Raw genomic sequence first — 25,829 nt, forward strand, 5'->3', positions numbered from 1 at the left:
GACGATCACCAGGTTGGAGAGGTCCGGCGCGACCGTGTCGGGCCGGACGGTCGGATCGGTGAGCATGCGGAGGATCCCGGATGTTGATTCCGCGCTCATGCCGAACGACCAGACGCAGGGCATCAAGTCACGAGGTTCGGCGGTTGTTCGTGCTCTCCTTTGCATGTCGTCCTCCGTGCTGATGTCGTTGCGGGGCAGTCGATCCGCGCGGGTCGGCTGAGGTGCAGTGCCATCCAAGCCAATCCGAGAGCCACGGCACTTTTCCACAGTGCGCGGACGGCCAGGGCACGTAGGTGCTGCGGCTCGCGAGTACGTCGAGATACGTAGTCACGAAGCGCCCGTAAGCGGATGTGCCGCACCCAGGTCGCGCCGTAAATCCGCCGAACTCCCACCGGATCTGGTGAATGGAGAATTCGTGCGAATACGATCGGCTCACCCTCGTCGCGATCGCTTACGAAACCGGCCTGATCACTCCCGGGCAGCCAGCGCCACCGGGATTGACGCGGTCGTGCCGATGCCGACGGGGAGGCGACAGAAGCTGGGCAGGTGTCGGGTTCGAGCACCAGTGCCCTGGCGAAGCCGACGCGATGGCGCATTCCGCCCGAGAGTTCCTTGGGGTAGGCGGATTCGAAGCCATTGAGGCCGATGATGTCGATGGCTTTCAGTGCGGGTCTCACGGCCGCTGGAGTGATGCGCGTCTCTCAGCTCGGGAATCAACGATGCTGGGGCATTGGCACGAGAAGTCCTCAATGGACTGTTTTCGACAGGACGCAAAGTTCTGGCCGAGTCCAGCCGGCCGCCTTAATCTCTTTGCGGCCGCGGTCATCGGGGCCTGGCCACCCATAGAGACCGTGCCACTGGACCGCGAGGGCAGCCCAGGGTGGCCGGTTCTCGCGGCCACAATCAAGCAGTGACGCTCCTGCTCACAATCCGGGCGGTGGAGCTGAGGACTGCAACGGGAACACCGAAACGACTGAAAGCAGAAGGAGCTCAGAGTGAAAAAGCTTCTCGGCAGGGCTGCACTGCGAGTATTTGCAGTTATGGCCGCCCTGATCACTCCCCTGGCCATCGGCCAGACGCCGGCACAGGCAGATACCGGGTGCCGGGATAGTTTCCAGCGCCCGTACCCGAGTGACAAGGGCGGCAAGAACGCCACCGTGTGGATCACCCGCGAGGCCGAATGCGGCGAGCTCAAAAACGCGCAACTTTGGGCTGTATTCCACGCTTACGATGAGCTGCTCGTCATCTATAATTACCCCGTCGCGGGCAAGGTCTATGTCAACGTGGAGGTACTCGACCGCCACGGGAACGTCCTAGACAAAGACAGGATCACGGGGACTGAAAAGACGCACGAACTCGGCACTCCAGACGGAAGTCGCAACATTGCCGAAGGTCGCGTCGTCCGTATACAGGTATGCGGCACAATGATCCACTCAAACAAGAAGGAATGCAGCGCGTGGGGTACAGGAGTCGCCTGATAGGTCCGTTCTTGTAGCTGTTCAACGAGGACGGCAATCCCGGCGCCTGGGGCGCGATGCAAGTGGCGCCCCAGGCGTGCCGGCGAGAGACTCGACCTGCCAGGATCCACCATGATCGGGCGCTCCAGCCAGGCTGGCCGGGGCGAGATCAACAACCGCGCCGAGACCTGATCACGTCGTCGAGTACCGATGAGCCATCATGCCTGCCATGACCGAGGTTCACCTTCACACGACTATCGCCGAGTTGCGCGACGGAGCAGTCGAGTACAGATTCGATCGACGGTCCGGTCCCGCAGTGGTGATATTTCATGGCGGCCACATGAACGCCGGACTCGCTCTCGGAGAAGACACCTTCGCCGAGGCTGGCTACTCGGTGCTCGTGCCCTCACGACCGGGCTACGGGCGCACTCCGCTCTCGACCGGTAAGACAACCGGCGGGTTCGCAGACGTCATACGGTCGTTGTGCGCGCATCTCGGCATCGACCGCGCCGTGGCCGTCGTCGGTATTTCGGCCGGAGGGCCGACTTCGATGGCGATGGCCGCACGCCATCCTGACCTGGTGGAGCGAGTCGTCCTCCAGAGCGCGGTCGGCCCACTGCCTTGGCCGGACCGTCGAACCCGTATCGGCGCTCGTCTCGCGTTCGCTTCCACCACCGAGCGCCTTACCTGGTCAGCGGTGCGTGCACTCATACGCACCGCACCAGACGTCGGCCTTCGCATCCTGCTGAGCGACCTCTCCACACGACCGTCCCGGCAGGCTCTGGCGGCCCTTACGCCCGCGAACCGCGAGACGTTGCTCAGTCTGTTCGCCGGAATGCGGTCCGGCCACGGTTTCCTCAACGACCTCAGCGAAAACGGGGAAACCTGCGGTGAGGTCACGCAGCCGGCTCTAGTGATCGCCAGCCGGAACGATGGTGCCGTGCCCTTCACCCATGCCGAGTCGCTCGCCGCCGCCATCCAGCGCGGCAGGCTCGTCGAAAGCACCGCGCACAGCCATTTCATTTGGCTCAGCAAGGATTGGCCACTGATCAACGGCGAGATCCGAGACTTCCTCGACAGTTGAGCATGGGGCCGACGCCAGAGACCGCGTCAATCGCCGGCCGGCGGGAGTATTCCCGTCAGACCGGTTTTCGCGGCCAACCTGCGGATTCTCGGTGAAGGCAGGAAAAGCAGCGGTACTCCCACCGTCGCGCATCTCGTGTTGAGTCCGACCGAACACGAGAGCCCGCTGGAGGCACAGAACTCCACTCCGGTCAGATCGACGACCAGTCCATCCGGCGATAGGTCCATCAGCCTGTCGAACTCCGCGGCCGGCTTGACATGAGTGGTGAAGTCCAGGTCGCCGCCGACCACCATCGTCACGCGAGCCGCTTCCACCACAGTCGTCGCCGAGAACGGTGTCGACCGCTCCATCCTCTTGTCTCCTCCGGCGCGTCCGAGCTGTCCTCCAGGCGCGGCCCAGCGTACGTGCTGCTTTCAGTTTCGACCTGTTCGACCGGGCGCCACCTGTTGAGGCGATCGATGCAGCCAGCACCCGGAATTTTTGCGTTTTCTTGACGGTCGACCTGGGGTTCGGCCACTCAGCCGTCAAGACCGCGTTAGTAAGCGTTGCCGCGCACCGACAATTCGGGCACGTGTCACTAGGGTCCACGCGCGGAGGTCCTGGAGTATGCGTGGTCAGACACTGGTGGTCGGCTTCGGCGTGGCCGGCTCCAGCGCCGCGAGTTACCTGCTCGCCTACGGCACCAGACCCGTCGATCTCCTCGCCGTAGACGTCGCCCCGGATGCGGTACGGCTGGCTGGTGAACTCGGTGTCCCGTCGATCCTCGGGGACGGCACCGACCGGCAGGTGCTCACCCGCGCGGATTCCGGCCAAGTGCGGGAGAGTCCCCACCTTGACCTGGTTCGACGTCACGGCGCCGACCAAGCCGTGGTCACCGCCGAAGCCGCCGGCGAAGCTTTGGCCGAGGGCACTGCTCGATCATCGCGGACCGGCCTTTGCCCCGTGGACGCTCGATCAACGGCCTGCCCGATCGTCCGAGCTCGGGCAGCGGGTCGCCGAATGCGGTACGACCGCTGTCGGCCTGATCCAAAACGACCAGCGCTACTGGGGCCTCCACGCGACGCGACAACGCGTGGCCTCCGGCGACCACCTCGTCTTCCCTCTGTCCCCTCTCCCTCACGGAAACATAGGCCGCTCCCTCCATGCCCACATTCGCCTCCATAGCCAAACGCCTGCTCGTCGGCAGGCCGTTCCGCAGCGACCGCCTGTCACACACCCTGCTGCCCAAACGGATTGCGCTGCCCGTCTTCGCCTCCGACCCGATGTCGAGCGTTGCCTACGCACCGGAGGAGATCCTTCTGGTGCTGTCGGTCGCGGGCGCGTCGGCGTTCGTGTTCAGCCCCTGGATCGCGGTGCTGGTCGCCGTGGTGATGATCTCGGTGGTCGCGTCCTACCGGCAGAACGTCCGCGCGTACACCTCCGGTGGCGGGGACTACGAAGTCGCGACCGTCAACCACGGCCCGCGCTGGGGCTTGGTCGTCGGCAGTGCCCTGCTCGTCGACTACGTGCTGACCGTGGCGGTGTCGATCGCCTCCGCGGCGGCCAACATCGGCTCGGCCGTGCCCTTCGTGGGGGAACACAAGGTCGAGTTCGCCGTCGGCGCCATCGTGGTGCTGACCGCCATGAACCTCCGGGGTGTGCGGGAATCGGGCACCGCCTTCGCCATCCCGACCTACGCCTTCGTGTTCGGCATCCTCGCCATGATCGTCTGGGCGGTGGTGCGGGTCTTCATCCTGGGCGAGGAGGTACGGGCCGAAAGCGCGGACTTCACGCTGGTCGAGGAGGGCGGACATCTCGCTGGGCTTGGGTTCGCTTTCCTGATCCTGCGCGCGTTCTCCTCCGGGAGCGCGGCGCTGACCGGCGTGGAGGCGATCAGCAACGGTGTTCCCGCGTTCCGCAAACCCAAGGGGCGCAACGCCGCGACCACGCTGCTGATGATGGGCGTGCTCGCGATCACCATGTTCCTCGGCTTGATCATGCTCGCCCGGCTCACCGGCGCGCAGGTTGCGGAAGACCCCGCGCATCAGCTGATCGGCGCCCCGGCAGGCTACGAGCAGAAGACACTGGTAGCCCAGCTCGGCAACGCGGTGTTCGCGGGCTTCCCGCCGGCGACCTGGTTCGTCATCTTCTTCACCGGCCTGATCCTGGTGCTGGCGGCCAACACCGCCTTCAACGGATTTCCCGTGCTCGGCTCGATCCTCGCTCAGGACCGCTTCCTGCCGCGGCAGCTCTACACCCGCGGTGACCGGCTGGTGTTCTCCAACGGCATCGTCTTCCTCGCCGCGGCCGCGATCCTTCTCGTCGTGGCCTTCGACGCCGAGGTCACCCGCCTGATCCAGCTTTACATCGTCGGCGTGTTCATGTCCTTCGTGATCAGCCAGAGCGGGATGATCCGGCACTGGAACCGGTTGCTGCGCACCGAAACCGACCCCGCCGCGCGCCGCCGGATGCGCCGCTCCCAGTCGATCAACGCCTTCGGCTTCTCCATGACCGCCCTGGTGCTGGTGGTCATCCTCGTCACCAAGTTCACCCAGGGTGCCTGGATCTCGCTGGCCGCCATGGCCGCGATCTACCTGCTGATGACCGCGATCCGCCGTCACTATCAACGGGTCGGGGATGAACTCCACGACGCCGATGAGGATGAGCCGATCGTTCTCCCGTCGCGTAATCACGCGATCGTCCTGGTGTCGAAATTGCACCGGCCCACCCGCCGGGCGCTGGCCTACGCCAAGGCGGTCCGGCCTGACGTCCTCGAGGCGATAACCGTCAACGTCGACAACCAGGAAACCAACGAACTCCTCGACCGGTGGGCCAAACAGCCCTTCTCCATCCCGCTGAAGGTCATCGAGTCGCCCTACCGCGAGATCACCAAACCGATCCTCGACTACGTCAAACGCGTACGCACCAACAACCCGCGCGACGTGGTCACCGTGTTCATCCCCGAGTACGTCGTCGGCCATTGGTGGGAGAACGTCCTGCACAACCAGAGCGCGCTGCGGCTGAAAGGACGCCTCCTGTTCCAGCCCGGTGTCATGGTGACCAGCGTGCCCTGGCAACTCGCTTCTTCAGCCAAAGTCCGTCACCGCCCGGAACTGGCTCCTGGCTCAATCCGCCGGGGCCTGCAAGCCGAGAACACAGACCACCCTCCAAAGCGCAGCAACCGTGACCGAACGTGAAGCCGTCTAGCCGCGCGTTTCACCTTCATGCTGGTGAACGTCCGGGATGCCGTCGTGGTCGGAGTCGACCGACTCTTCGGCACAGATTCTGCGGTGCACCCGGTTGCGAATGCGCAGGATGATCGTGGCGACGAGACCGGCGAGCAGGGAGCCCACCAAGATCGCGATCTTCGCATGTTCGTCACTCTCGCTGCCTGCGCCGAAGGCGAGGTCACCGATGAGCAGGGACACGGTGAAGCCGATGCCGCCCAGCGCGGCCAGCCCGATCACGTCGGTCCAGGCGAGGTCGTCGTGGAGTTCCGCACGGGTGAACCGGGACACGAGGTAGGTGGCCCCGGTGATGCCGACGGTCTTGCCGAGCAAGAGCGCGAGGACGATACCCAGCGCCACAGGGTCGAGGAGTGAATCGGCCAGGCCGCCAAGGCCACCCACGGTGACACCGGCGGCGAAGAAAGCGAATACCGGGACCACCACGGCGGCCGAGATCGGCCGGAACCGGTGCTCGAAATGCTCGGCGAGCCCTGGCCCTTCGCCGTGCTTGCGGATCACGGGTACCGCGAACCCCAGCAGGACGCCGGCGACCGTCGCGTGAATTCCCGAAGCATGCACCAGCGCCCAGGTCGTCGCCGCGAGCGGAAGCAGCAGCCACCAAGATCGCACCCGGCGCTGAACCAGCACGGCGAACACGGCCAAGGGAAGCAGTGCCAGCAATAGCGGGCCGACCAGGAGCTCACGGGTGTAGAAAACGGCGATGATCACGATGGCGATCAGGTCGTCGACGACAGCCAACGTGAGCAAAAAGGTTCGCAGCGCGGACGGCAAGTGGTGCCCGATCACCGCCAAGACGGCCAAGGCGAACGCGATGTCCGTGGCTGTCGGGATCGCCCAGCCACCCAGCGCGGCCGAGTCACCGAGATTGATCGCGATGTAGATCAGAGCCGGTACGACGACGCCTCCGACAGCGGCGGCGACCGGGACCGCGGCCCGCCGGGGATCGCGCAGATCCCCGGCGACGAACTCGCGTTTGACCTCCAGGCCCGCGACGAAGAAGAAGATCGCGAGAAGCCCATCCGCGGCCCAGGTCGCCAAGCTGAGATCCAAATGCAGAGCCGCCGGTCCTACCCGGACCTCACGCAACGCCTCGTATGCGCCTGACCAAGGGGTGTTCGCCCACACCAAGGCGACGACGGCTCCGACCAGGAGCAGAACACCACCCACGGTCTCCTTGCGCAGGATCTCCGCGACGCGCTGCGCCTCCGGCCAGGACCCGCGGTCGAAAAGGCGGGCTCGCGGTGCGGCGCTCTCAGACATGGAACGCCGAGGTGCGCGATCCAGTGGCGGGAACAGTGCTCATGGGCTACTCCGGGTGCGGTTCGGCTCGGCTCGCCGACCAGTCTTCCCGGCACACCACGAGGCTGCGCCTCGACGCGGACACCATACCCACGCTTACGTATTCTTGACGAACTGAAAGCCAAGGACCGCTACCCGTGCCCTTGCCCGGCCCGCTCCCAGAGCCTGCCGAACCTGACGGTGATCTGGCGGCACAAGCGACTTGCTCTTCACCCAGGCCCGTTCGCCGTGGATTCCGCGGTGACTTCCATGGACTTCCTTCTCGTCCGTCAAGTGACGCGCTCGATGGCGCTGACCGCGGCTTCCAAACCGTTCTCCTCCCGAATCTCCCGCCCCAGGAGTTCGGCTCGCTCTCGCATCCCGGCATCACCGGTGGCTTGCCGCAGCGCCGCGGCGAGCCGATCGGAGGTGAGGTGCTGCTGCCGGATCGGCGGCGGAGCGACGCCGGCGGCGTGCATGCAGCGCGCCCAGTACGGCTGGTCGGCGACGAACGGGCACACCACCTGCGGCCTGCCCGCCGCGAGAGCGGCGCCGGTGGTGCCGCCGCCACCGTGATGCACGACCGCGCTCACCCGCGGGAACAGCCAATCGTGTGGCGCGTGCTCGATCACCAGGACGTCATCGTCGCCGACGTCACCGTCGATCCCGCCCCAGCCGGTCGCGACCACCGCGCGAACCCCGGCCTGCCGGACAGCGTTCTCGACCACTTCCCGCGTGCGCCGCGCGTCTCGGCCCGCCATGCTGCCGAATCCGATGTAGACAGGAGCCGTCCCAGCGTCGAGAAACTCCTGCAAGCGCGCGGGTGGCGACCACGTCGGCGCGGCGGGGAGATACCAGAAGCCGGTGGTGCGCACCGAATCCGGCCAATCGCCGGCGGCGGCTGTCACATGCCGGCTGAATGCCTGCAGCACCGGCCGGTCGCGGCCTTCCTTGTCGTGGAACAGGTCGTGGCTCCCCCGGCGACGCGGGAGCCCGAGTTCGGTGGTGCGCCAGGTGGTGGTGATCCCCGCGTACGTGCGCAGGATCGCGGACACCGCGAGGTAGCTGGCACGATTGAGGACCTTCGGCAGCCGCGGCAACGGCACCATCGGGCAGGGGAATTCGGAGGTGGGAACCCAGCCGGGTTGCAGGGCGACGACCACCGACGGGACGCCGAGCATCTCGGCGGCATGCTGGGCCGCCACCCCGGTCGTGTGCACGACGACGTCCGCGCGGGACGCCTTCGCCGCCACGCCGACGTCATGCAGGACCGCCACCATCCACGGCTTGAGGCGTTGCGCCGTCCGCACGGCGGTGATCTTGCCTCGTAGACCCCGGTAGCCGTTCTCCATTGCCTCCTTCACCACCGGGTCGTCCATCAACCGGTTCGGCCCCTCGTCCAGCGGCGCGAACTCGATCCCGTGCTCCGCCGCGGCGTCCCCGAACGATCCTGGCGCGGCCAGCACCGCTTCATGCCCTCGCTCCCGCAGGGCCACCGCGAGCGCCAGCATCGGCTGGACGTCGCCACGGGTGCCATGGGTGACGAGCAACGCCCTCATCGTCCCGCCTCCTGCTCTCCGATGGCCGAGTAGGCCTTCAGCCAGCGGTCGTCGGCGAACAGGCCGTCGGTGAGCATCTCCAAACCGGCCCGGGCGCCGCGTACCGCCGTCACGGTCTCCGCGGCATCGCCGTCGAGCAAGCGCCCCACGTGATCCCCGAGCACCAACGGTGCCAACAGCCACGACACATAGACGACCGCGCGCGCCCGCTTGTCCGCCGCGGCGCGCACCCAGCCTTCGCGCTCTCCTTCAGCGAGCCACTCCTCGGTGTGCTCCACGATCTCGTCGAACAGGGCGGACGCGGCACTCGTACCGTCCAGGAACGCCCGCGCGAGATAACGCCGCACTGGAGTGGCGGCCCGCAAAGCCTCCGCCAGAGCGGCGGTGCCGTCGTCTCCTCCGGAGCGGATGGCTTCGAGCACGTGATCGTCACATGCCTGCCGCAATCCCTCCTTCGAGCCGAAGTGATGCAGCACCAGCCCCGGCGACACGCCGGCGTCGACGGCGACAGCGCGCACCGACGTCCCAGGTACACCGTCGGCACCGAACCTCGCCAAGGCCACATCCCGGATCCGAGCCCGGGCGGTCAGATCAGACACTGAACGCATGATCAGAGCATTGAACACTCGTTCAGTCACTGTCAAGCACACGAGGAGAACCCTCACCGCCGATAGCCTGGACAGCTAGACCGGCGGGGACAATTCGAGCACCCTACGTCACCATGCTGTGACCGGCTTCGCCGTCTCGCCGGTTCACGTGACGTCCCTGCGCAGGGGCACGGCGACGGCAATCACAGCCGCGACGACGGCGTAACCGAGAAGCACGAGCGCCGCGGCCGGCGCTGACAGCAGTACTGCCGCGGCGCCCCCGGTCTGGCTCGCGGTGGCCTCGGCGAGGTAGGTGAAGCCGGTCAGCGCGGCGGAGGCACCGCCGGGCAGGTAGGGGTAGACGGCGTTGACGCCGGGAATCAGCAGTAGCGCGAACTCGCCGAGATAGAAGTAGGCCCCGACGACGACCAGCGCGGCCACTTGATTGCGGAGCAGCGCTCCGAAGGCGACACCGAGAACGGTGTACACCGTCATCGCTACCGCGACGCGGAGCAGCGTGACGACGATTTCCCCGGCAGGCAGGCCGAGTTCCACATTGCGAAGGACCGCGACGGCGAACAGTCCGGCTCCTGCACACAGAACCACGAGGAGCGCGTAGACCAACCCTGCGATCGCATGGACGACCAGCTTCGCTGCCAGCACGCTCCATCGCCTCGGCGCGAAGAGGTAGGTGGAGGTGATCGTCTGGTGCCGGTACTCGGCGGTCACGGCGCTGGTGCCCAGCAACGCGGGCACGAAGGCCAGAATCCCGAGCATCCCCAGCAGCAGCCGAGTGCCGTCCTCGGTCGTGAGGCCCGGCATCGGAGGCTGAAAGTTCTCCGGCCCGACGAGTGCAAGCAGAGCGATGAAGCCACCACTTACCACCGCGGCGACCAGCCCCCACAGCCAGAACTTCGTTGTGAGCAGGCGACGGACTTCGGCCGAGAGCAAAGAGCGCACCATCACCGGAGACCTCCGGATTCTTTCGTGGTCAAGGAAAGGAACACTTCTTCCAGGTTGATCCGCTGAGGTGTGAGCTCGTTGAGCGCGACACCATGCCGGAGGGCGATATCGGCGATGCGTGCCGTGGACAAGCCCTCGATCCGCGCAACCCCGTCCCCTACCGGCACACAGTGAAATCCTTGCCCGGTAACCATTTCGGCGGTCAACGCGACCGTGAGCCGGTCCAGGTCCGGCGTCCTGACCAGCACGCCCTGCCGCCGGCCTTGGGCGAGGTCGGCCATCTCGCCGGAGAACGCCAACGCGCCGTCACGGATCACGACGACCCGGTCCGCCATCTGCTCGATCTCGCCCAGCAGGTGACTGGACACCAGCGCGGCTCCACCTTGTGCGGCGAACTCGCGAACGAACCGCCGCAGCCAGGCGATGCCCTCGGGATCCAGCCCGTTGCCGGGTTCGTCGAGCAGCAGGACCCGCGGATCACCAAGCAGGGCGGTGGCCAGGCTGAGCCGTTGCCGCATTCCGGTCGATAGGCCACGGGTCTTCCGATCGGCGTACGACGCCGCACCGGTGCGTTCGAGGACTTCCACAACCCGGGAATCCGGGTAGCCGCCCATCCGCGCGTACACCCGCAAGTGGTCGCGGCCGGTACGAGCGGGATGGAAACCCGAGCGGTCGAGCAGGGCGCCGACCGTCCCGGCCGGACGCGGAAGTTCCCGATAGCGCGCACCGCCGATGGTCGCCGTGCCGGAGGTCGGCGTCACCAAGCCGAGGATCATCCGCATCGTGGTGGTCTTACCCGCACCGTTCGGCCCCAGGAAGCCGGTCACACAACCGGCTTCCACCACGAAACTCAGGTCGTCGACGGCCGTGACCGGCCCGAATCGCTTCGTCAGGTGGGTTACGCGGATCGCGGCCTCGGTCATGCCTTCACCTCGGCGCCCAACCGCTGAACGAGTTCAGCCGCGTCGGACGTGCTGAGAATCAGCTCACGGAACCGGGGATCGCCTTCGACCTCCACCCGCGGTGCGGGCAGTCCCTTCTGTATCGACACGAGCCGCCTGCCAGACCAGATGCCGACCTTCTGCACACCGGTCACCTCCACTCCCCTACGGGTTCCGTTGACCGCCCACAACGGCCGCCTGAGGAGCAGGACGTGTCGGATCGCCGTCAACGGGACCCGTACCTCGCTCCGCCGGCTGATCAACCGCTCCCATGAGGTCAGCCGGACGCTGAGCTCGCGGCCCTGAATCATCACCTGAGCCATGACACCTCCAGTACTATTTGTTCTATTAGATGTATAGCAGATAGACTAAGTGGTGTGCGGCTGACGATGAACCTCGACAGCGATGTGCCGATCCATCAGCAGATCCGGGACAGGGTCGTCGAGGCGATAGCCCGCGGTGAAGCGAAGGCAGGCGACGCCCTGCCTTCGACACGGCAACTCGCCGCCGATTTCGGGATCAACTTCCACACCGTGAACAAGGCCTACGACCTGTTGCGGCAGCAAGGAATCATCGGGACTCGAGTACCCGCATCGGACTCGGGCTGAGCGTCGCCAAGGGTTTCACCGACGCGATGGGCGGCACGATCGACGTCGAGCACACCCCGGGCGGGGGTCTCACCATCGTCATTTCGCTGCCCTCCCACCACGCCGCAGCACGGACACCGGTATGACCACCATTCTCGTGGTCGATGACGAGCCACAGATCCTCAGCACACTGCGGATCTCCCTCTCGGCCTGCGGCTACGAGGTCCAGACCGCCGATGACGGGCAGGCGGCGCTCACGGCCGCCGCGGACGGGAACCCGGATGCCGTGATGCTCGACCTCGGCCTCCCGGACATCGACGGCACCGACGTCATCTCGACGCTGCGCGAGCGGACGGCCGTACCGATCATCGTCCTGCGCAGGCTCGGATCACTCATCCGCTACATCCCCCACCCGGTGGTATCGGGTTTCATGGGCGGAATCGCGCTGATCATCATCATCGGCGAACTGGACCAGGTGCAAAGAAGTTTCCTGGTCGTGGCGGTCACGATCGTGCTCATGCTCGCGTCCGCACGCGTGATCAAGTCGATACCGGCGAGCCTGGTCTCGCTCGTGATCATCACCGCACTGCTGGGCTCGATCGACTCGCTGCTGACCTCGGTCGTCATGGACACCATCACCGGTGGCCGGCATCGCAGCAACAAAGAACTCGTCGGCCAGGGACTCGGGAACATCGCCAGCGGGCTGTTCGGCGGTATGGCCGCCGCCGGCGCGACCGTCAGGTCCGTGGTCAACATCCGGATCGGTGGCCGGACCGCCTTGTCCGCCGCCACGCACAGCGTCATCCTTCTCGCCCTGGTCGCCGGCCTCGGAGCCGTCGTTCAGTACATTCCCCTCGCCGCGCTGTCGGGAATCCTGATCCTGACCGCGATCGGCATGTTCGACTGGGAGAGCCTGCGCAAGGTACACGTATCGCCGCGAGGGGACATCGTCGTGATGTTCGCGACGATGCTCATCACCGTCCTCGTCGATCTGACCGTGGCGGTCGGTGTCGGCGTCGTTCTGGCACTGATCTTCCACGGCGTGCAGTCACGCCGGCGCAAAGCCTCGATCGTCCACGACGACACCGGCACGCACCACATCGACGGACCACTGTCCTTCCTGACCACCGACCGCGTCTTCACCGCCTTGCGCGACGGCCAGTCGACCCTCACGGTGAACATGGCGAACGTGACCTACCTGGACCTGTCAGGGGCGAAGGGCTTGCTGACTTTCCTCGATCACTCGCATAAGTCCGGTGTCGAGGTCGGCCTAAAGGAGATGCCTCCACACCTCGAGCACAAGTTGACCGCGCTGGCGAACGACGAACAACGCGAGAAGCTGAAGAGTGCCGTCAGAAGCGGGTCGCCCGCGACCGCGGGAGAAAGTCCCACGACTGCTCAAGCTCCAGAATAACGGCTGCCATCACGCATGACAGGAGCTTCATTACCGCGATCGACGTACTGCTCAAGCGAAACGGCGAACTCGGCAACGTGGTGCCGGGCGATCGGCGCTCTCCGCGACCGAAATCTTCGGTCTCATCCAAGGCGAGTCGCATGTGCTGCGCAACGCGGGCGGCGTGGTGACCGACGACATCCGCTCGCTCGCCCTCAGCCAACGAAAATTGGGCACCCGCGAAGTGATGATCGTGCAGCACACCAACTGCGGTCTGTCACTGGTCACCGAGGACGACTTCAAGGACGAACTCGAGGCCGACACGGGGCTCCGGCCGACAGAGGTCGAGTAGACACCGGATCGACAGCGACACCGGCTTTCCTCAACGACGCAGCCTGGCGACGTTCCCCTGGCACACCCGGCCTCTTCCTCGAAGACGCCATCGGCGTGGGCCCGGTACGCCACCGGCTCAGAAGAACGGGGCAGCATCGAGTACACCCTCAGCGTGCTCAAGTGCCCACTGGTCGTGGTCCTCGGCCACGACCAGTGCGGCGCGGTCGCCGCCACAGGCACCGCGCTCGCCGAAGGCCTCGGCACCGACGGCTTCGTCCGCGACGACATCGAACGCGCCACCCCAGCCACCTCCGGCGGCTTCTTCCCCATGACGTCAATGGCGACGGGAACCGCGCCGAGCATCGTGATCGCGAGTGGGCTCAGTGTGCTCCTGGGGTGATCAGCCCGGTCTCGTAGGCGATCGCGACGAGCCGCGCGCGATCGCGGGCGCCGAGCTTGCCGAGCAGGCGGCCGACGTGGGTACGCGCGGTGGCCGGGCTCATGTGCAGGCTTCGCCCGATCTCGGCGTTCGACTGGCCCGCCCCGACCTTGGCGAGGACCTCGCGTTCCCGTGCGGTGAGCCTGTCGAGCCGCTCGGCCGAGCCTCTGCGCGGGCTCGCCGCCGCGGCCCGCATGACCCGGCGTGTCACGGAAGGTGAGAGCAAGGCGTCGCCGCGGGCGACGGTCCGCACGGCTCCGCGCAGGTCGTCCGGGCTTGTGTCCTTCAGCAGGAACCCGGCCGCGCCCGCCCTGATCGCGTCGAGGATGTGCTCGTCGGTGTCGAAAGTGGTGAGCACGACGACCTGCACCTGCCGCAGCTCCGGGTCCGCGACGATCCGGCGGGTCGCCGCGATGCCGTCTTCGGCCGGCATCCGGATGTCCATCAGCACGACATCCGGACGCTCCCGCGCGATGAGCACGATGCCTGCGGCGGCGTCGCCCGCTTCTCCGACGACGGTGATGTCGTCGGCACGTTCCAGCAGAGACCGGAGCCCCTCCCGGACCAGCGGCTGGTCGTCCACGAGCACCACGCGGATCACGCGCGTCCTCGCACGGGGATCCGGGCCTGGACCACGAACGATTCGCCGGGTCGGGATCGGACGTCCAAGTCGCCGCCGAGCAGGACCAGCCGCTCGCGCATGCCGGCGATACCCCAGCCCGTGGAGGTGTCAGCGGGCGCTTCGCTGCCGCGGCCGTTGTCGGTCACGCTGATTCCCACGGAGTCGTTGTCGTAGTCCAGTTCGATGAGCACGGTACTGGCATCGGCGTGCCTGAGCACATTGCTCAGCGCCTCCTGGATCAACCGGTAGGCGGTCACGTCCGCGATCGCGGGCAGCGAGACCGGTGTACCGATGGTGCGCACCCGTACCTCAAGTCCGGCGTCGGTGGCGGTGCCGACGAGAACGTCCAACCGGTCGAGCCCGGGCGCCGGGGATTCGTGGGCTCCCTCGGGTTCGCGCAGGGCGTGCAGCGTCGCCCGCAGCTCCTCGCCCACGTTCCGGCACGCCGCCCGAGCCGCCGCGAGCGAACGTCTCGCCGTCTCGGGGTCGTCGGCCAAAGTCTCCCTCGCCACGTCGGTGTGCAGTGAGATCACCGATACCGTATGCGCCATGAGATCGTGCAGGTCCCGCGCGATCCGCACGCGCTCTTGCTCGACCCGGGCCGCCGCCTCACGCTCTCGCTCCATCTGGGCGGCCTGGGCTTGTTTGACCAGTTCGGCCCGCCAGCCACGCCGGGAACGAAGACTGTCGCCCAGCGCGATGACCGTCGCCATCAGCGCGGCCGACGTCGGCACCTCCAGGCCGAGCACGAAACCGAGGTTGTCGCCCTGGCCGATCCGCATCCCAGTGGAGATGGCCAGCAACCCCGCGGCAGTGCCGACGGCCCAGTACAGCCGGCCGTACTCGGTGGCCGAGAACAGTGCCGCGGCCACCGGCACGGCGAGACCGATCGGCGGGTAGGACAGCATGTAGTAGCCCAGCAGAGCGACTGCCGTGACGAGCAGCGTCGCGACCGGCCAGCGTCGACGCACCATCATCAACGAGCCGAACAACGCTCCGAACAAATAGGCGGCGAGACCCGGCGAGGACGGGCCGCCCACGTTCGCGGCGATAGCCGTGCCGACCGCGACCAGCACGAGCATGCCGAGACCGAGATCGACGAGGAACCGCCGTCTGCCGTCGGGGCCAGCCTCCCCTGTGGACTGTCCGATGGCCACGATCCTGCCCCTTCCGGTTCACTTCCGTTGGCGTAGTCCCGAAACCATCTTGGCCAACAGCCATCCGACGGCACCGCTCGCCGCGCCGGTGAGCATCCCGGTGAACAGACTGCTGCCGAACGCGAAGATCCGCAGCACCACTGCCTCCGTGGACGGCGGCAGTGTGCCGGTCAGGTTGCCACCAAGACTCGGTGGCCCACCGGGGAATGCCTCGGTCCACAACAACTGATGGGTGATGCCGAGCAGGACACCGTGGACCAAGCCCACCATGAGTAAGGTGAGGAACGGATTCGGCACCCGGCGCCACAGCACGATCGCGAGCCAGATGGCGAGCGGCACGAACACCAGCAGCGCGTTGCCCACCGGCCCCACCAGGCCGAGGTCGTGCGCGACCACCCTGGGTACGCCGAGAGCGGCGAGGCCGAGGATTCCCGGCAGGGAGATGCCGAGTGAGGGACGATCCCTGCCCTTCACGCCTGACCTCCGCAAAGCGAGCGCGCCTGGTGGCAGCGCAGGAAACCGATGAAGGCCAGCGTCGCGGTGACCGCGCTGAACGTGAGCCGGAACCAGTGACCGGTCTCGAACTCGACCGCCGTCTGACGGAGGAACTCCACGGAATGCACAGCGAGCCCCTCCTCGAACATGATGTCGTTACGTGGCCAGAAATAGAACACAGAGAACAGAAATTCGCCGACCACCAGGGTCGCGAGGCTCCCGGTGATCCACCACCTCGCCTGCCGTGACCGGCGAAATAGCAGCAGGGTGACCACGGCCGCCACCACGGTGGCCGCGCCCATCGGAGGGAAGAAGTCGGCCGGTCCGGTGACCACGAAGAATTCCATTGACTTGGCCAAGGACGCTGGGGCGTCGTGGAAGACGTTCGGATAGATGACTATGGTTTCGACCGCGATACCTCCGAAAGCCACCATGGCTATCCAGACATAGGCGCCCGAAACGGCAAGGGAAATGCCATTGTGTCGCACGTGCTTCTCCGCTCGACGGGAAAGGAACCACTACCTCGTCGAAGGTATGTCCCTCCTCGGCTACTCACATCCGCATGCGGTCTCCATCCGAGTACGTAAATCGACGTAGTGACAACGACCAGAGCTCAGGTATTCGGATCCCGGCGGCGGTAGCCGAGGCACCGAGCAATGCGGCGATCGGCGAGGTGTCCGTACGGTGTGAGGTAGGTCAGCCAGAGAGTGTTGCTCTTGCTCCACCCGCACGGCTTGTCCTCGGGGGACTTCGTGCCCGCTGAGGCAGTTCCTCGGCTCGACGAAAGGCCTGTCGGGACCGGTGGTCACGAAGCTGACCGAGCAGTGGAATTCCGAGCAGCGCGCGTTCTGCGAGCGCAACCTGTCCACTGTCGACTTCGTGTATCTGTGGGCGGACGGGATCCACGTCAACATCCGCCTGGAGGAACAGAAGCTGTGCCCGCTGGTGATGATCGGGATGCACACTGACGGCCGCAAGGAACCCGGAACGCTCGGGTTCTGGAGCACGCTGCGTGAGGTTTCCCCGAGACGTGGGAACAGCGGTGCTGGTTCCACAAGATCGCCAACGCCCTCACGGCATTGCCCAAGTCCGCGCGTCCCGGGGCGAAGAAGGTCCTCGCCGAGATCTTGGAACGCCGAAGACCGCCGCCTCGCCCTCGATGCGGTGAAGGCGTTCGACGCCGCCTACGGCGCCAAGTTCCCCAAGGCCGTCGCCAAGATCACCGATGACGTTGAGGAGCTACTGGCGTTCTATGGCTACCCTGCCGAGCACTGGATCCACCTGCGCACCACGAACCCGATCGAGTCGACCTTTGCCACCGTGCGGCACCCGCGCAAGCGGGGTTGGTCCCGCGTAGGCGAACTTCACCAGCAGAGGGTGCCGGTCGTCACTGCGCGAGCGGGGTTGGTCCCGAGGTGATGTCGAGCGCCAGCTCCTCATCAGTGTCGTCCCCGCGCAGGCGGGGCTAGTCCGGCGGCGGTTTTGAGTTTCCAGCCGGACGGCGTGTCGTCCCCGCGCGAGCGGGGCTGGTCCCTACGAACTCTCGTCCGATCCGGTCGAGGTCGCGTCCTCCCCGCGCGAGCGGGGTTGGTCCCGCCTGGTCGATCGTGACCGGTAGCCCAGGAGGTCGTCCCCGCAGACGAGGTACCGACAGGAACCACGCACTCTCTCAGCCCTCTGAGCTGCGGCTTTCCGCCACACTGAGGATCAACCGGCTCCGCCGAGACCGTGGTGGAGACGCGTCATGAACAGCGTCCGCTCGCCGAGCGCCTGATGTGGACCTATTACCAGCACGAACACACCCAAGGCCGAACACCCACCGGCGCCGAACTCGACCGCATCGCCGGCACCCACAACTACGGCCGCCGCATCCTCCGAAAATGGCGCGAAGAAGGCACACTCCCGCGCTCAAACCCAGCCGGTCCCGAACCGCATCGGCCAAGTGATATCCCGTCCGGGCCCCAAACGACGACGCCATCGAGCCCGCTTCCGCACACCGGTACCTCAAGAAATGAACTCGCCGAATCGACAACCTGAGGCTCACCAGCCCGAATCCACCGGGTTAGAGCTGGCTATTCGTGAAGAGGCGTAACGAAACCGGTTCCTCGCGTACACCTTCCCGTCTCGCTCACCACGCCCGACCCGTCCGGCAGTACCCGGCCGACGCGACTTTGTCGAGGCTGCTCCCGCCCAACCCAGCGACCCCTGGGTCAGACTGCCTCAAGCTTCACCCCGCCGCTACGACGACGGAGCGATGGACGGTCTTCCACCTCCATCCGCAACAACAGCGCCTCGTGGCGCACCCGAACCCGAACAGGAACGTCAGCCCGACCGCGATCCCCACCATGGTGCTCACCGCCGACACAACCGGATCGCGCCGCTCCCCACCGTCATCGTCCACACCACCCGACAACGCAGCCCTTCAAGACGGCTGGACCAGTCGGCAGGGTCCGGTATCCGCGAGCCCGAGACGAGCCCGAGAGGCCCGAAACAGTCCGACACCAGGCGACACACCCCGTCACAGCGGATGCCTCGCGACCAGACGAAAAGGTCTTGTTCGACATCACTCGACACCATCCGACACGCCCAGGTGCCGACCCTTAACCAGCGGGTTCGGGGTTCGAGTCCCTGATGTCGCACAGTAAGAAACCAAAGCCCACCTCCAGGATTTCTCCGCAAAGAGGATCTTGCCGGTGGGCTTTGATCTTGGGCGGGTCCGGATGAGGCCGTACCTGCCACCCCTTTCATTTCTCGGCCTTCTTGCCTAGGCTGCTGCCTCATTTCCCTAGCGCTATGAGCCAAGCAGGGCACACGCCTGCGGCCAGCGACAGCCTGGCCTTCCTCGATCGCGGCCAGTGCGTCCCCGCACCGGCCCAAATCACCGAAATCGGCTAAGAGATTACTTATCGAGCTGACGACGGCCGTCCCTCGAATGCCGATGGCCTACCCGGATGCCGGTCAACCGGTCGGGCCAGGTATGACCAGGTCCTGCTCGCGTCTGCCCGTGTCGACCGATCGGCCGTCGGCACCCTGTTCGCACCGACCGTCACTTACCGGAGCCGTGGAGCCCGTGACCGTATGGTGGTCATGGGCTCCACAGGGTCAGCTCATTGGACGGTGAGACTGTATTCGGCGGTACCGGTTTTCCCGGTGCTGTCGGTGGCGGTGATGATGATCTTGTAGGTGCCGCGCTGGAACGGGGCGGCGATGGACATGCGTGATGTACCACCCGGGGCGACAGTGGCTGGCTGGAACATCGGGTTCAGCGTAAGGCCTGTCGCGGTGAGGGTGCTGTTGCCCGTTCCTCCGGCGACGGTGACGGTCGCATTGACGAACGAGCCGGATGTCACCGTTCCCGCACCGGGAGAGACAGTCGGCTTGGGACCTTCCGTGGTACCACCGTCACCGACGGTCAGAGTGTAGTCGGCGGACTTGGTGCCGGACGAGCCTTTCGCCGTGACGGTGATCCGGTGTGTGCCTTTTGGAGTGCTCGCCGCGGTCTCCACGGTGAGTTTGGCGACGTCGCCGGAGTTGAGGGACGCGCCGGGCTGGAACGTGGCCGTCGCGCCGGCGGGCAGGCCGGTGGCGGCCAAGTCGACCTTTTCGGGTCCCGCGTCGCCAGCCTTGGTCACGACGGAGGTCGAGATGTACTTGCCGGGCTCGGTTTTGCCCGCCGCCGGGCTGAGGGAGACGCCGAACTTCCCGTCACCGGGCTGAGTGCCGCCGATCTCGCCGCGGGCCCAGTCGCCCATCTCGTTGGTGAGCCGGGCCATGATGCTGTAGCGGTCGCATCCGCTTGAGCCCCACGAGACGACGCCGACGATCACGCCGTCCACGATGAACGGCCCGCCGCTGTCGCCGGAGCAGGTCGCGGTGCGCCCGTCGTTGTACCCGACGCACACCATGAGGTCAGGGTTCACCCGCACGTTGAACACCTGGCAGGCGTTCGCGTCGTTGACCGGCATCGTGGTCTTGTACAGCGTGCCGGATCCACCGCCGGCCGAGGTGCGTCCGTAGCCGACCGCGGTGCCCGACTTCCCCGGTGCGGTCAGCTCGGCGTCACCCGACCCGGCCACCTTGGCCCACTGGTTCTCCGGGACGGGAAGGTCGGTCTCGGTGGTGATCACCGCGACGTCGTAGCCGGTCTGCCAGGAGTTCGGGCCGGTGTAGCGGGGGTGCACTTTGTAGGAGGCGACAGGGGTGCGGAAGGTTTCGTCGCCTGGGGTGTTCAGGTCGTCGTCGCCGTAGAGGTAGCTCTTCGCACCGCCGACGTCGATCATGCAATGCGCCGCGGTGATGATCTTGCGTTTGCCGACGACGGAAGCGGTGCAGGACTGACCCTGTGGGCCGCCGCCACCCGCTCGCAGGCCCGCGATGATGTAAGGGTTCTCCCGCACGGTCGTGCGTTGCCCGTTGACCACCCGGGCTCCCATGTCCGGGGGCCGCAGCTGATCGGTGGGGGTCGCGGCGGTGGCGGCGGGATCGGCGTTCGCCGTCCCGATGGCGGGCAGAGTGATCACGGCAAGGGCCATGACGGCGGCTGTGACCAGACGTGCTGTTCTCATCGTGCTCCTTTGGTTCGCAGGGGGCGTTCCGGATCAGAACGTGACCGACCAGCCGGTCAGGGTGCCGGTGTCGAAGCGGTGGATGTCGCGCACTTGAAGCTTCCAGGTGCCGTTGGCGTTCTCGCCGGAGGCGTTCACGGTGAAGGTCTGGTGCACACCGCCGGCGTCGCCGATTCCACCCGCTCGTTTGAGGGGCCACGTGGCCCCGCTCGGTCCGATCAGGTCGATCACAAGATCCGCCGAGTAGGTATGGTCGATGTCCGCCCGTACGGCCAGTTCCGCTGAAACGTTGCCGTCGCAACCGCTCTGGGTCACGGCGCTGCCCACGGTCGTCCCGTCGTCGGGGATGGACACATCCTCGTCATTGGACTTGACACCGCACTTGGGCGGCGTGCCGCCGCCGATGAATCCGGTGTAGAGCAACGCGTCCGGCGAGCCGGCGCCGGGATCGGTCACCAGCCCCGGTGTGGCGTTGCGGACGAGCGCGTCGCGTACTTGCTGCGGTGTCGCGCCGGGATTCGCGGCTAGGTACAGCGCCGCCGCACCCGCACCGTGTGGCGAGGCCATCGAGGTGCCGCTGCCGGTACGGAAGCCGCCAGTGTGGTCGGTGGAATAGATGTTGCCGCCCGGGGCGAACAGGTCGACGCACTTCCCGTAGTTCCCGCTACGGCCGCCGCCCTGGTTGATCCAGCCGACGGTCAACGCTTCGGGGGTACGGCCAGGGCTGGCCGTACAAGCGTCCTGGCCGTTGTTGCCCGCGGCTACCGCAACCACGAAACCCTTGTCCACCAACGCTTTCACTTGGGCGTCTCCGACGCCCACGGTGTCCATGACCAGGCTCAGGTTGACCACGGCCGGTTTGACCCCGTTGGCGGCCACCCATTCCAGTCCGCTGACGGTCGCCGAGTCCGGTCCGGAACCGCCACAGCCCAGCGAGCGAACCGCGACCACCTTGGCCTTCTTGGCGACGCCGACGGTTTTGCCCGCGATGGTGCCCGCTACGTGGGAGCCGTGCCAGAAGCAGTCGCTCGCGTCGTTGTCGTTGTCGATGAAGTCGCGGCCGTGCGCGGCCCGGCCTTCGAATTCGGTATGCCGAATACCGACGCCGGAGTCGACGACATACGCGGTGACCCCCTCGCCGGCGTTGGGGTAGACGTACTTCTTGTCCAAGACCTTCGTGCGCTGGTCGATCTGGTCCAGCCCCCACGACGGCGGGTTCGGCTGCTCTCCGGCGGCACGGGCGACGCCGTCCTGATGCACCGTCCGCACCGCCGGGTCGGCGGCCAGGCGCCGGGCCTGCCGCTCGCTCAGGTCTCGGACCGAGAACCCGTTCAGAGTCAGCGCGTAGGTGTCGACCACCGCACCGCCGTAGCGCTGGGTCAACGAGGCGGCCCCACCCTGAGCGGCCGCCTGCGCGCCGTCCCGGAGGACCACTATGTAGCGACCGGCAATGGGCTGCCGGGCTTGCACGACGTCGCTTTCGGGTGTCGCGGCCGACGCGGCGGGGCTCACCGCCACCAGTGCGGCCGCGATGCCGAACAGACCTAACGTCATCCGGGCCTTTTGCATCTCTCCTCCATTTCCCGTGTGCGCCTGGCGCACCGCTTCACCATTCGGCGCGGGCGGAGGGGAAACAATCGTGGTGAGACCCCGGAGGGGTACGGCATTACCGTGATCAGGGTTACGTGGTGGCGCCGGTCCGAAGTATCGTTGCGGCCTCCTGGAACCGGTGTGACCAGCGCGAGGTGGCAATGGACGGAGAGAGGGCATGTCCGCCGAGGTTCGGCACGGGTTCTGTGTCGACGCGCGGACGATCCACGCCGATGGTCGGCCGGACCGCGGAACTGGCCGCCCTGTTGGACGTCGTCACCTGCCCGCCCGCGGTGGCGTTCCTGGAGGGCGAGGCGGGGACCGGAAAGACCGCCTTGATCGGCGCCCTCGCGACGGCGGTGCGCGGCAGGAATCTGTGGATGGCCGTCGGTACCTGTCAGCCGCTGGACGAACCCTTCCCCTATGGCCCGTTACTCGACTGTCTCGGGCGAGCTGGGGACAGGATGGGCCATCCCGATCCGGTGACCGGCGCACTTCGCGGACACCTGCCGGAACTCGCCGATCTCCTGCCTCCGGCACCGCCACCCCTGGACCTCCCGGAGGCCGAGCGCCATCGGATGTTCCGTGCGGTCTGCGCGCTGGTGCGCGCGCTCGGGCAGGCCGTGCTCGTCGTCGAAGACGTGCACTGGGCGGACGAAGACACCCGTCAGGTGCTGAGATTTCTGCTCGCCGATCCGCCGCCCGGTCTGTCCCTGGTCATGACCTATCGGCGTGAGGATCTCCCCGGTGATGCCCCGCTGGAGCCGGTCGTGCACCCGCCGTCCGAGGTCGCCACCGCGCATCTGGGACTACGCCCCTTCGAGGAGCCGGACGTACGGGCACTGACCGAAGCCGTGACGGGTGGCGTCGTTTCGGAGTCGTTCACGACCGCGGTTCTGCACGCGACCGGCGGAATTCCTTTCATGGTCGCGGAAACGGTCCGTGCGCTGCGTGACCGGCTCGTGGACACCCGGATCGAGGGGGTGGCGGCGAGTCGGGTCCTGGCCGCCGTCGATGTGCCTGTCCTGGTGACGGAGTCGGTGCTCGAACGACTGCACCGGCTGATCGAACCGGAGCGCGCGGTCGCCGAGGCGGCGGCCGTGGTGGGCGAGGCGGCGCCGGGGGAGATCCTCGCCGCGGTCGCGGGGTCTACCGGAGTGCAGCCGGTGGTGAACTTGGTGCGCTCCGGTGTGCTGTCGGAAGGCCCGCCGAACCGGTACGGTCTCCGGCACGACATGGCGCGGAGGGCGGTGTACGCGGCCTTGCCGGGACCGCGGCGGCGGGAGCTGCACGGCGCCGCGGCACGTGTGCTGGCCGACGTGGCCGGGTGGCCGGTCGCTCGGCTCGCCAGGCACTGCGCCGAGGCCGGCATGCCGGAAGAGTGGTTGCGATACAGCGAAAGCGCCGCGGACGCCGCGGCCGAGGCGAAGGACATGTCCATCGCGGTGGGCGTGCTCTCCCGAGTGGTCTCCGACCGCGACGTGCCTGCCGAGGACTTGAACCGGATGGCCGCGAAACTCTGTGGTTACGCGCTGGCCGGGCTGCCTGACGCTGACGTGATCATGCGCTTCGAGGCGCTGCAGTCAGATCCCAGATTGACCGCCGACGTGCGCGGCGAGGTGCGCCTGTGCTTCGGCACCCTGCTGGTGCGCGAGTCCATGCTGGACCGCGGCTGTGCCGAAATCACCCATGCGCTGGAGCTTCTCGGCGACCAGCCCGAGCGCATCGCGTCCGGGATGGCCCTGCTCTCCGTGCCATACCTTGACATCACCACCGTAGCCGACCATCGGACCTGGCTTCAGCGGGTAGAGGACCTGCTCGCCCAGTTGCCACAGCGCCCTGCGCGCACAGCGGTACTGGCCACGGTGCTCGGGGGGCAGCTCATTGTCGGCGACCCGGTCGTCTGGGACCGGATCACCCTGCTGCCCGCCCTCAACGACATCGACGACCCCACCGAGCTCAGGCACCTCGCCCGAGCCCACGCCAACCTGGCCGACGCGTGCTCGTGGACCGGCCGGGACCGGCAGGGACGAACGTTCCTGAACACCGGGTTGGCGATGGCCTCACGGGCGGGCGCCGATTATGTGGTGGCGACGGCCGAAGCCACCGCGGCCCGGCTGGATTGGCTCGCGGGCGAGTGGTCAGGTCTGGCTGAGCGGGTACAAGCCCTGATCAATGCCTATGCCCATCTGCCACACATCGCGAACGAACTAAACCTGGTCATCGGCTGGCTGGCCGCCGCACGCGGCGACTGGCTGACCGCCGAGCACGCATTCCACGCCACCCTGGACATTCACCCGACGGCGGTGATCCCGGTGGCGGTGGCCGCGGCGGGAGGGATGGCCGCCATGCTGCTCAGCCGGGACGACGCCGCAGCTCGCGGTCACGCGGAGCGCGGGCTTGCCCTCCTCCGCGCGAAGGGCTCCTGGGCATGGACCGCCGAGATAGTCCCCCAGGCTGTTGCGTGCTATCTCGCCGACGACGAGACCGGTGCCGCGCGGCAGCTCGTCGCGGAGGCCGAGGAGGAGCTGGTCGGAATCGACGTGCCCTCGGCGCGGATTGCGCTCACGGTGTGCCAGGCACAGGTTGCCGCCGCGGCGGGAGATCACGACGACGCGGAGCAGTACTACCGTGAAGCGCAGCTGCGATACCAGGAACTCGGGCAGCGCTACCGCGCCGCTCAGTGCGCCGACCGAGCCGCTCGCAGCACCGGCGCCGATCCCGCGGTGTTCCGTGAGCTGGCCGTCACGTTCGACGCCCTGGGCGCCACCGTCGACGCTGCCCGCTGCCGTCACCACATCCGCAGCACCGGCACAGTCATACCTTCCGTCCGTGGCCGCCGCAGCTACGGTACGCAGCTGTCGCCGCGCGAACACGATGTCGCACGTCTGCTGGCGAACGGCCACACCAACCGGGAGATCGCTCAAGCCCTGTTCATCTCACGGCGCACCGTCGAGGACCACGTCGCCAACGTACTCCGCAAACTCGACGCGTCCTCCCGGCGCGATGTCCGGCTCTGAACCCGCTAGGGGCCAAAGCGACCCGGCCAACCGGCTCGAAGCTGAGTTGAAGACGATCCGACACTACAAGCTGATCATCATCGACGAAGTCGGCTACATCCCGTTCGACCAGGACTCGGCGAACCTGTTCTTCCAGCTCGTCGCCTCCCGCAACGAGCAGGGCGCGGTCTTCCAGGTAAGCCGACCAGTCGCGACGGACACCGGCGGTGAGCCCGAGCTCCGCCCCCGCAACCGTACGAAGAGGCGGGACTTAGACTGGCGAAGCACCCTGACCTCGACGGATTCAACGACAGAACCCGACACCCGCGAGCCCGAGGCGAGCCCGAGAGCGCACGGACAGGACAACACTCGTTGACATTTGTCGACACCAAGAGGTCTGCTAAAGCCGTTCCGACCAGACGAAAAGGTCTTGTCCGGCATTACTCGGGACCGTCCGACACGCCCAAGTGCCGCTCTTAACCAGCGGGTTCGGGGTTCGAGTCCCTGATGGCGCACAGTAAGAAACCAAAGCCCACCAACGATTTTCCCGTCA

21 protein-coding genes and 5 pseudogenes are annotated in these 25,829 nt (G+C 66.9%); 13 read left to right on the forward strand and 13 right to left on the reverse strand.

Annotation, left to right across the window (positions count from 1 at the left end):
• The first annotated feature begins 995 nt into the window (after positions 1 to 995).
• Together AC069H_RS18765 and AC069H_RS18770 are read left to right on the forward strand one after the other, a co-directional pair.
• Complete coding sequence (locus tag AC069H_RS18765; protein WP_478233167.1) at positions 996 to 1,478, forward strand: hypothetical protein; 483 nt, start codon at positions 996 to 998, stop codon at positions 1,476 to 1,478.
• Positions 1,479 to 1,686: 208 nt separating this feature from the next.
• Positions 1,687 to 2,541, forward strand: a complete 855-nt coding sequence (locus AC069H_RS18770) for an alpha/beta fold hydrolase (RefSeq protein ID WP_478233168.1) — start codon at positions 1,687 to 1,689, stop codon at positions 2,539 to 2,541.
• Between the two features lie 26 nt (positions 2,542 to 2,567).
• Here the strand turns inward: AC069H_RS18770 and AC069H_RS18775 are convergent, their stop codons facing one another.
• A complete protein-coding gene (locus AC069H_RS18775) occupies positions 2,568 to 2,891 on the reverse strand; it encodes an STAS domain-containing protein (RefSeq protein ID WP_478233169.1) in 324 nt (107 codons plus the stop codon).
• Positions 2,892 to 3,147: 256 nt separating this feature from the next.
• On the opposite strand from AC069H_RS18775, the gene AC069H_RS18780 reads away from it, so the two are divergent.
• Positions 3,148 to 3,705: an NAD-binding protein gene (locus AC069H_RS18780; RefSeq protein WP_478233170.1), complete on the forward strand. Its 558-nt coding sequence runs from the start codon at positions 3,148 to 3,150 to the stop codon at positions 3,703 to 3,705.
• Complete coding sequence (locus tag AC069H_RS18785; RefSeq protein WP_478233171.1) at positions 3,684 to 5,717, forward strand: APC family permease; 2,034 nt, start codon at positions 3,684 to 3,686, stop codon at positions 5,715 to 5,717. Before AC069H_RS18780 ends, AC069H_RS18785 begins: the two co-directional genes overlap by 22 nt.
• A gap of 6 nt (positions 5,718 to 5,723) precedes the next feature.
• Here the strand turns inward: AC069H_RS18785 and nhaA are convergent, their stop codons facing one another.
• From nhaA to AC069H_RS18815, 6 genes are all read right to left on the reverse strand, one after another.
• Positions 5,724 to 7,028 carry a Na+/H+ antiporter NhaA gene (gene nhaA, locus AC069H_RS18790; protein WP_478233172.1) on the reverse strand — a complete coding sequence of 435 codons (1,305 nt, stop codon included), beginning with the start codon at positions 7,026 to 7,028 and terminating at the stop codon, positions 5,724 to 5,726.
• A 308-nt stretch (positions 7,029 to 7,336) separates the two neighbouring features.
• Positions 7,337 to 8,605, reverse strand: a complete 1,269-nt coding sequence (locus tag AC069H_RS18795) for a glycosyltransferase (RefSeq protein ID WP_478233173.1) — start codon at positions 8,603 to 8,605, stop codon at positions 7,337 to 7,339.
• Positions 8,602 to 9,213, reverse strand: coding sequence for a TetR/AcrR family transcriptional regulator (locus tag AC069H_RS18800; protein WP_478233174.1), 612 nt, complete (start codon positions 9,211 to 9,213; stop codon positions 8,602 to 8,604). The genes AC069H_RS18795 and AC069H_RS18800 overlap by 4 nt, the downstream gene beginning before the upstream one ends.
• 144 nt (positions 9,214 to 9,357) lie before the next feature.
• Complete coding sequence (locus tag AC069H_RS18805; RefSeq protein ID WP_478233255.1) at positions 9,358 to 10,152, reverse strand: ABC transporter permease; 795 nt, start codon at positions 10,150 to 10,152, stop codon at positions 9,358 to 9,360.
• Between the two features lie 2 nt (positions 10,153 to 10,154).
• On the reverse strand, positions 10,155 to 11,078 hold the full coding sequence (locus tag AC069H_RS18810) for an ABC transporter ATP-binding protein (RefSeq protein ID WP_478228091.1): 924 nt from the start codon (positions 11,076 to 11,078) through the stop codon (positions 10,155 to 10,157).
• The gene (locus tag AC069H_RS18815) at positions 11,075 to 11,419 is read right to left on the reverse strand and encodes a hypothetical protein (protein WP_478233175.1); all 345 of its coding nucleotides are present in this window, start codon (positions 11,417 to 11,419) and stop codon (positions 11,075 to 11,077) included. The genes AC069H_RS18810 and AC069H_RS18815 overlap by 4 nt, the downstream gene beginning before the upstream one ends.
• A 66-nt stretch (positions 11,420 to 11,485) precedes the next feature.
• Here AC069H_RS18815 and AC069H_RS18820 point away from each other — a divergent pair, with 66 nt between their 5' ends.
• From AC069H_RS18820 to AC069H_RS18845, 6 genes and pseudogenes are all read left to right on the forward strand, one after another.
• On the forward strand, positions 11,486 to 11,704 hold the full coding sequence (locus AC069H_RS18820; RefSeq protein WP_478233256.1) for a GntR family transcriptional regulator: 219 nt from the start codon (positions 11,486 to 11,488) through the stop codon (positions 11,702 to 11,704).
• Positions 11,671 to 11,829, forward strand: a pseudogene (locus AC069H_RS18825) (ATP-binding protein); the annotation flags it as partial. The gene AC069H_RS18820 and the pseudogene AC069H_RS18825, both read left to right, overlap by 34 nt.
• Positions 11,826 to 12,146, forward strand: a pseudogene (locus tag AC069H_RS18830) (response regulator); the annotation flags it as partial. The pseudogenes AC069H_RS18825 and AC069H_RS18830, both read left to right, overlap by 4 nt.
• Positions 12,147 to 12,251: 105 nt before the next feature.
• Positions 12,252 to 13,097 (forward strand): annotated as a pseudogene (locus tag AC069H_RS18835) (SulP family inorganic anion transporter); the annotation flags it as partial.
• Positions 13,098 to 13,126: 29 nt separating this feature from the next.
• Positions 13,127 to 13,416 (forward strand): annotated as a pseudogene (locus AC069H_RS18840) (carbonic anhydrase); the annotation flags it as partial.
• Positions 13,417 to 13,485: 69 nt separating this feature from the next.
• Positions 13,486 to 13,809 carry a carbonic anhydrase gene (locus tag AC069H_RS18845; RefSeq protein ID WP_478233257.1) on the forward strand — a complete coding sequence of 108 codons (324 nt, stop codon included), beginning with the start codon at positions 13,486 to 13,488 and terminating at the stop codon, positions 13,807 to 13,809.
• Here AC069H_RS18845 and AC069H_RS18850 read toward each other — a convergent pair.
• From AC069H_RS18850 to AC069H_RS18865, 4 genes are read right to left on the reverse strand one after another with little or no spacing between them, the layout of a single operon-like run.
• Positions 13,790 to 14,449, reverse strand: a complete 660-nt coding sequence (locus AC069H_RS18850; RefSeq protein ID WP_478233176.1) for a response regulator — start codon at positions 14,447 to 14,449, stop codon at positions 13,790 to 13,792. The genes AC069H_RS18845 and AC069H_RS18850 overlap by 20 nt on opposite strands.
• Positions 14,446 to 15,627, reverse strand: a complete 1,182-nt coding sequence (locus AC069H_RS18855) for a sensor histidine kinase (RefSeq protein ID WP_478233177.1) — start codon at positions 15,625 to 15,627, stop codon at positions 14,446 to 14,448. Before AC069H_RS18855 ends, AC069H_RS18850 begins: the two co-directional genes overlap by 4 nt.
• 18 nt (positions 15,628 to 15,645) lie before the next feature.
• Positions 15,646 to 16,101 (reverse strand): hypothetical protein, encoded by a 456-nt coding sequence (locus AC069H_RS18860; protein WP_478233178.1) that lies wholly within the window; start codon positions 16,099 to 16,101, stop codon positions 15,646 to 15,648.
• The gene (locus AC069H_RS18865) at positions 16,098 to 16,610 is read right to left on the reverse strand and encodes an anthrone oxygenase family protein (protein ID WP_478233179.1); all 513 of its coding nucleotides are present in this window, start codon (positions 16,608 to 16,610) and stop codon (positions 16,098 to 16,100) included. The genes AC069H_RS18860 and AC069H_RS18865 overlap by 4 nt, the downstream gene beginning before the upstream one ends.
• A gap of 219 nt (positions 16,611 to 16,829) precedes the next feature.
• On the opposite strand from AC069H_RS18865, the pseudogene AC069H_RS18870 reads away from it, so the two are divergent.
• Positions 16,830 to 17,448, forward strand: a pseudogene (locus tag AC069H_RS18870) (transposase); the annotation flags it as partial.
• Positions 17,449 to 19,229: 1,781 nt separating this feature from the next.
• On the opposite strand, the gene AC069H_RS18875 reads toward AC069H_RS18870, so the two are convergent.
• The gene (locus AC069H_RS18875; protein ID WP_478233180.1) at positions 19,230 to 20,687 is read right to left on the reverse strand and encodes a trypsin-like serine protease; all 1,458 of its coding nucleotides are present in this window, start codon (positions 20,685 to 20,687) and stop codon (positions 19,230 to 19,232) included.
• Between the two features lie 33 nt (positions 20,688 to 20,720).
• Positions 20,721 to 22,241 (reverse strand): S8 family serine peptidase, encoded by a 1,521-nt coding sequence (locus AC069H_RS18880; RefSeq protein ID WP_478233181.1) that lies wholly within the window; start codon positions 22,239 to 22,241, stop codon positions 20,721 to 20,723.
• A 269-nt stretch (positions 22,242 to 22,510) separates the two neighbouring features.
• Here AC069H_RS18880 and AC069H_RS18885 point away from each other — a divergent pair, with 269 nt between their 5' ends.
• The gene (locus AC069H_RS18885) at positions 22,511 to 25,297 is read left to right on the forward strand and encodes an ATP-binding protein (RefSeq protein WP_478233182.1); all 2,787 of its coding nucleotides are present in this window, start codon (positions 22,511 to 22,513) and stop codon (positions 25,295 to 25,297) included.
• Entirely contained in the window at positions 25,284 to 25,652 is a 369-nt protein-coding gene (locus AC069H_RS18890; RefSeq protein WP_478233183.1) for an ATP-binding protein, read from the forward strand. The genes AC069H_RS18885 and AC069H_RS18890 overlap by 14 nt, the downstream gene beginning before the upstream one ends.
• Positions 25,653 to 25,829 lie beyond the last annotated feature (177 nt).

It is taken from the genome of Amycolatopsis sp. NPDC043887 (assembly GCF_056435665.1).

Bases quoted from the DNA above. Each gene is read 5' to 3' on its own strand.
- AC069H_RS18770 (WP_478233168.1), top strand. From the start codon at position 1,687: ATGACCGAGGTTCACCTTCACACGACTATCGCCGAGTTGCGCGACGGA.
- AC069H_RS18775 (WP_478233169.1), bottom strand. From the start codon at position 2,891: ATGGAGCGGTCGACACCGTTCTCGGCGACGACTGTGGTGGAAGCGGCT.
- AC069H_RS18780 (WP_478233170.1), top strand. From the start codon at position 3,148: ATGCGTGGTCAGACACTGGTGGTCGGCTTCGGCGTGGCCGGCTCCAGC.
- AC069H_RS18785 (WP_478233171.1), top strand. From the start codon at position 3,684: ATGCCCACATTCGCCTCCATAGCCAAACGCCTGCTCGTCGGCAGGCCG.
- nhaA (WP_478233172.1), bottom strand. From the start codon at position 7,028: ATGTCTGAGAGCGCCGCACCGCGAGCCCGCCTTTTCGACCGCGGGTCC.
- AC069H_RS18795 (WP_478233173.1), bottom strand. From the start codon at position 8,605: ATGAGGGCGTTGCTCGTCACCCATGGCACCCGTGGCGACGTCCAGCCG.
- AC069H_RS18800 (WP_478233174.1), bottom strand. From the start codon at position 9,213: ATGCGTTCAGTGTCTGATCTGACCGCCCGGGCTCGGATCCGGGATGTG.
- AC069H_RS18810 (WP_478228091.1), bottom strand. From the start codon at position 11,078: ATGACCGAGGCCGCGATCCGCGTAACCCACCTGACGAAGCGATTCGGG.
- AC069H_RS18815 (WP_478233175.1), bottom strand. From the start codon at position 11,419: ATGGCTCAGGTGATGATTCAGGGCCGCGAGCTCAGCGTCCGGCTGACC.
- AC069H_RS18820 (WP_478233256.1), top strand. From the start codon at position 11,486: ATGAACCTCGACAGCGATGTGCCGATCCATCAGCAGATCCGGGACAGG.
- AC069H_RS18875 (WP_478233180.1), bottom strand. From the start codon at position 20,687: ATGAGAACAGCACGTCTGGTCACAGCCGCCGTCATGGCCCTTGCCGTG.
- AC069H_RS18880 (WP_478233181.1), bottom strand. From the start codon at position 22,241: ATGACGTTAGGTCTGTTCGGCATCGCGGCCGCACTGGTGGCGGTGAGC.
- AC069H_RS18885 (WP_478233182.1), top strand. From the start codon at position 22,511: ATGGTCGGCCGGACCGCGGAACTGGCCGCCCTGTTGGACGTCGTCACC.
- AC069H_RS18890 (WP_478233183.1), top strand. From the start codon at position 25,284: ATGTCCGGCTCTGAACCCGCTAGGGGCCAAAGCGACCCGGCCAACCGG.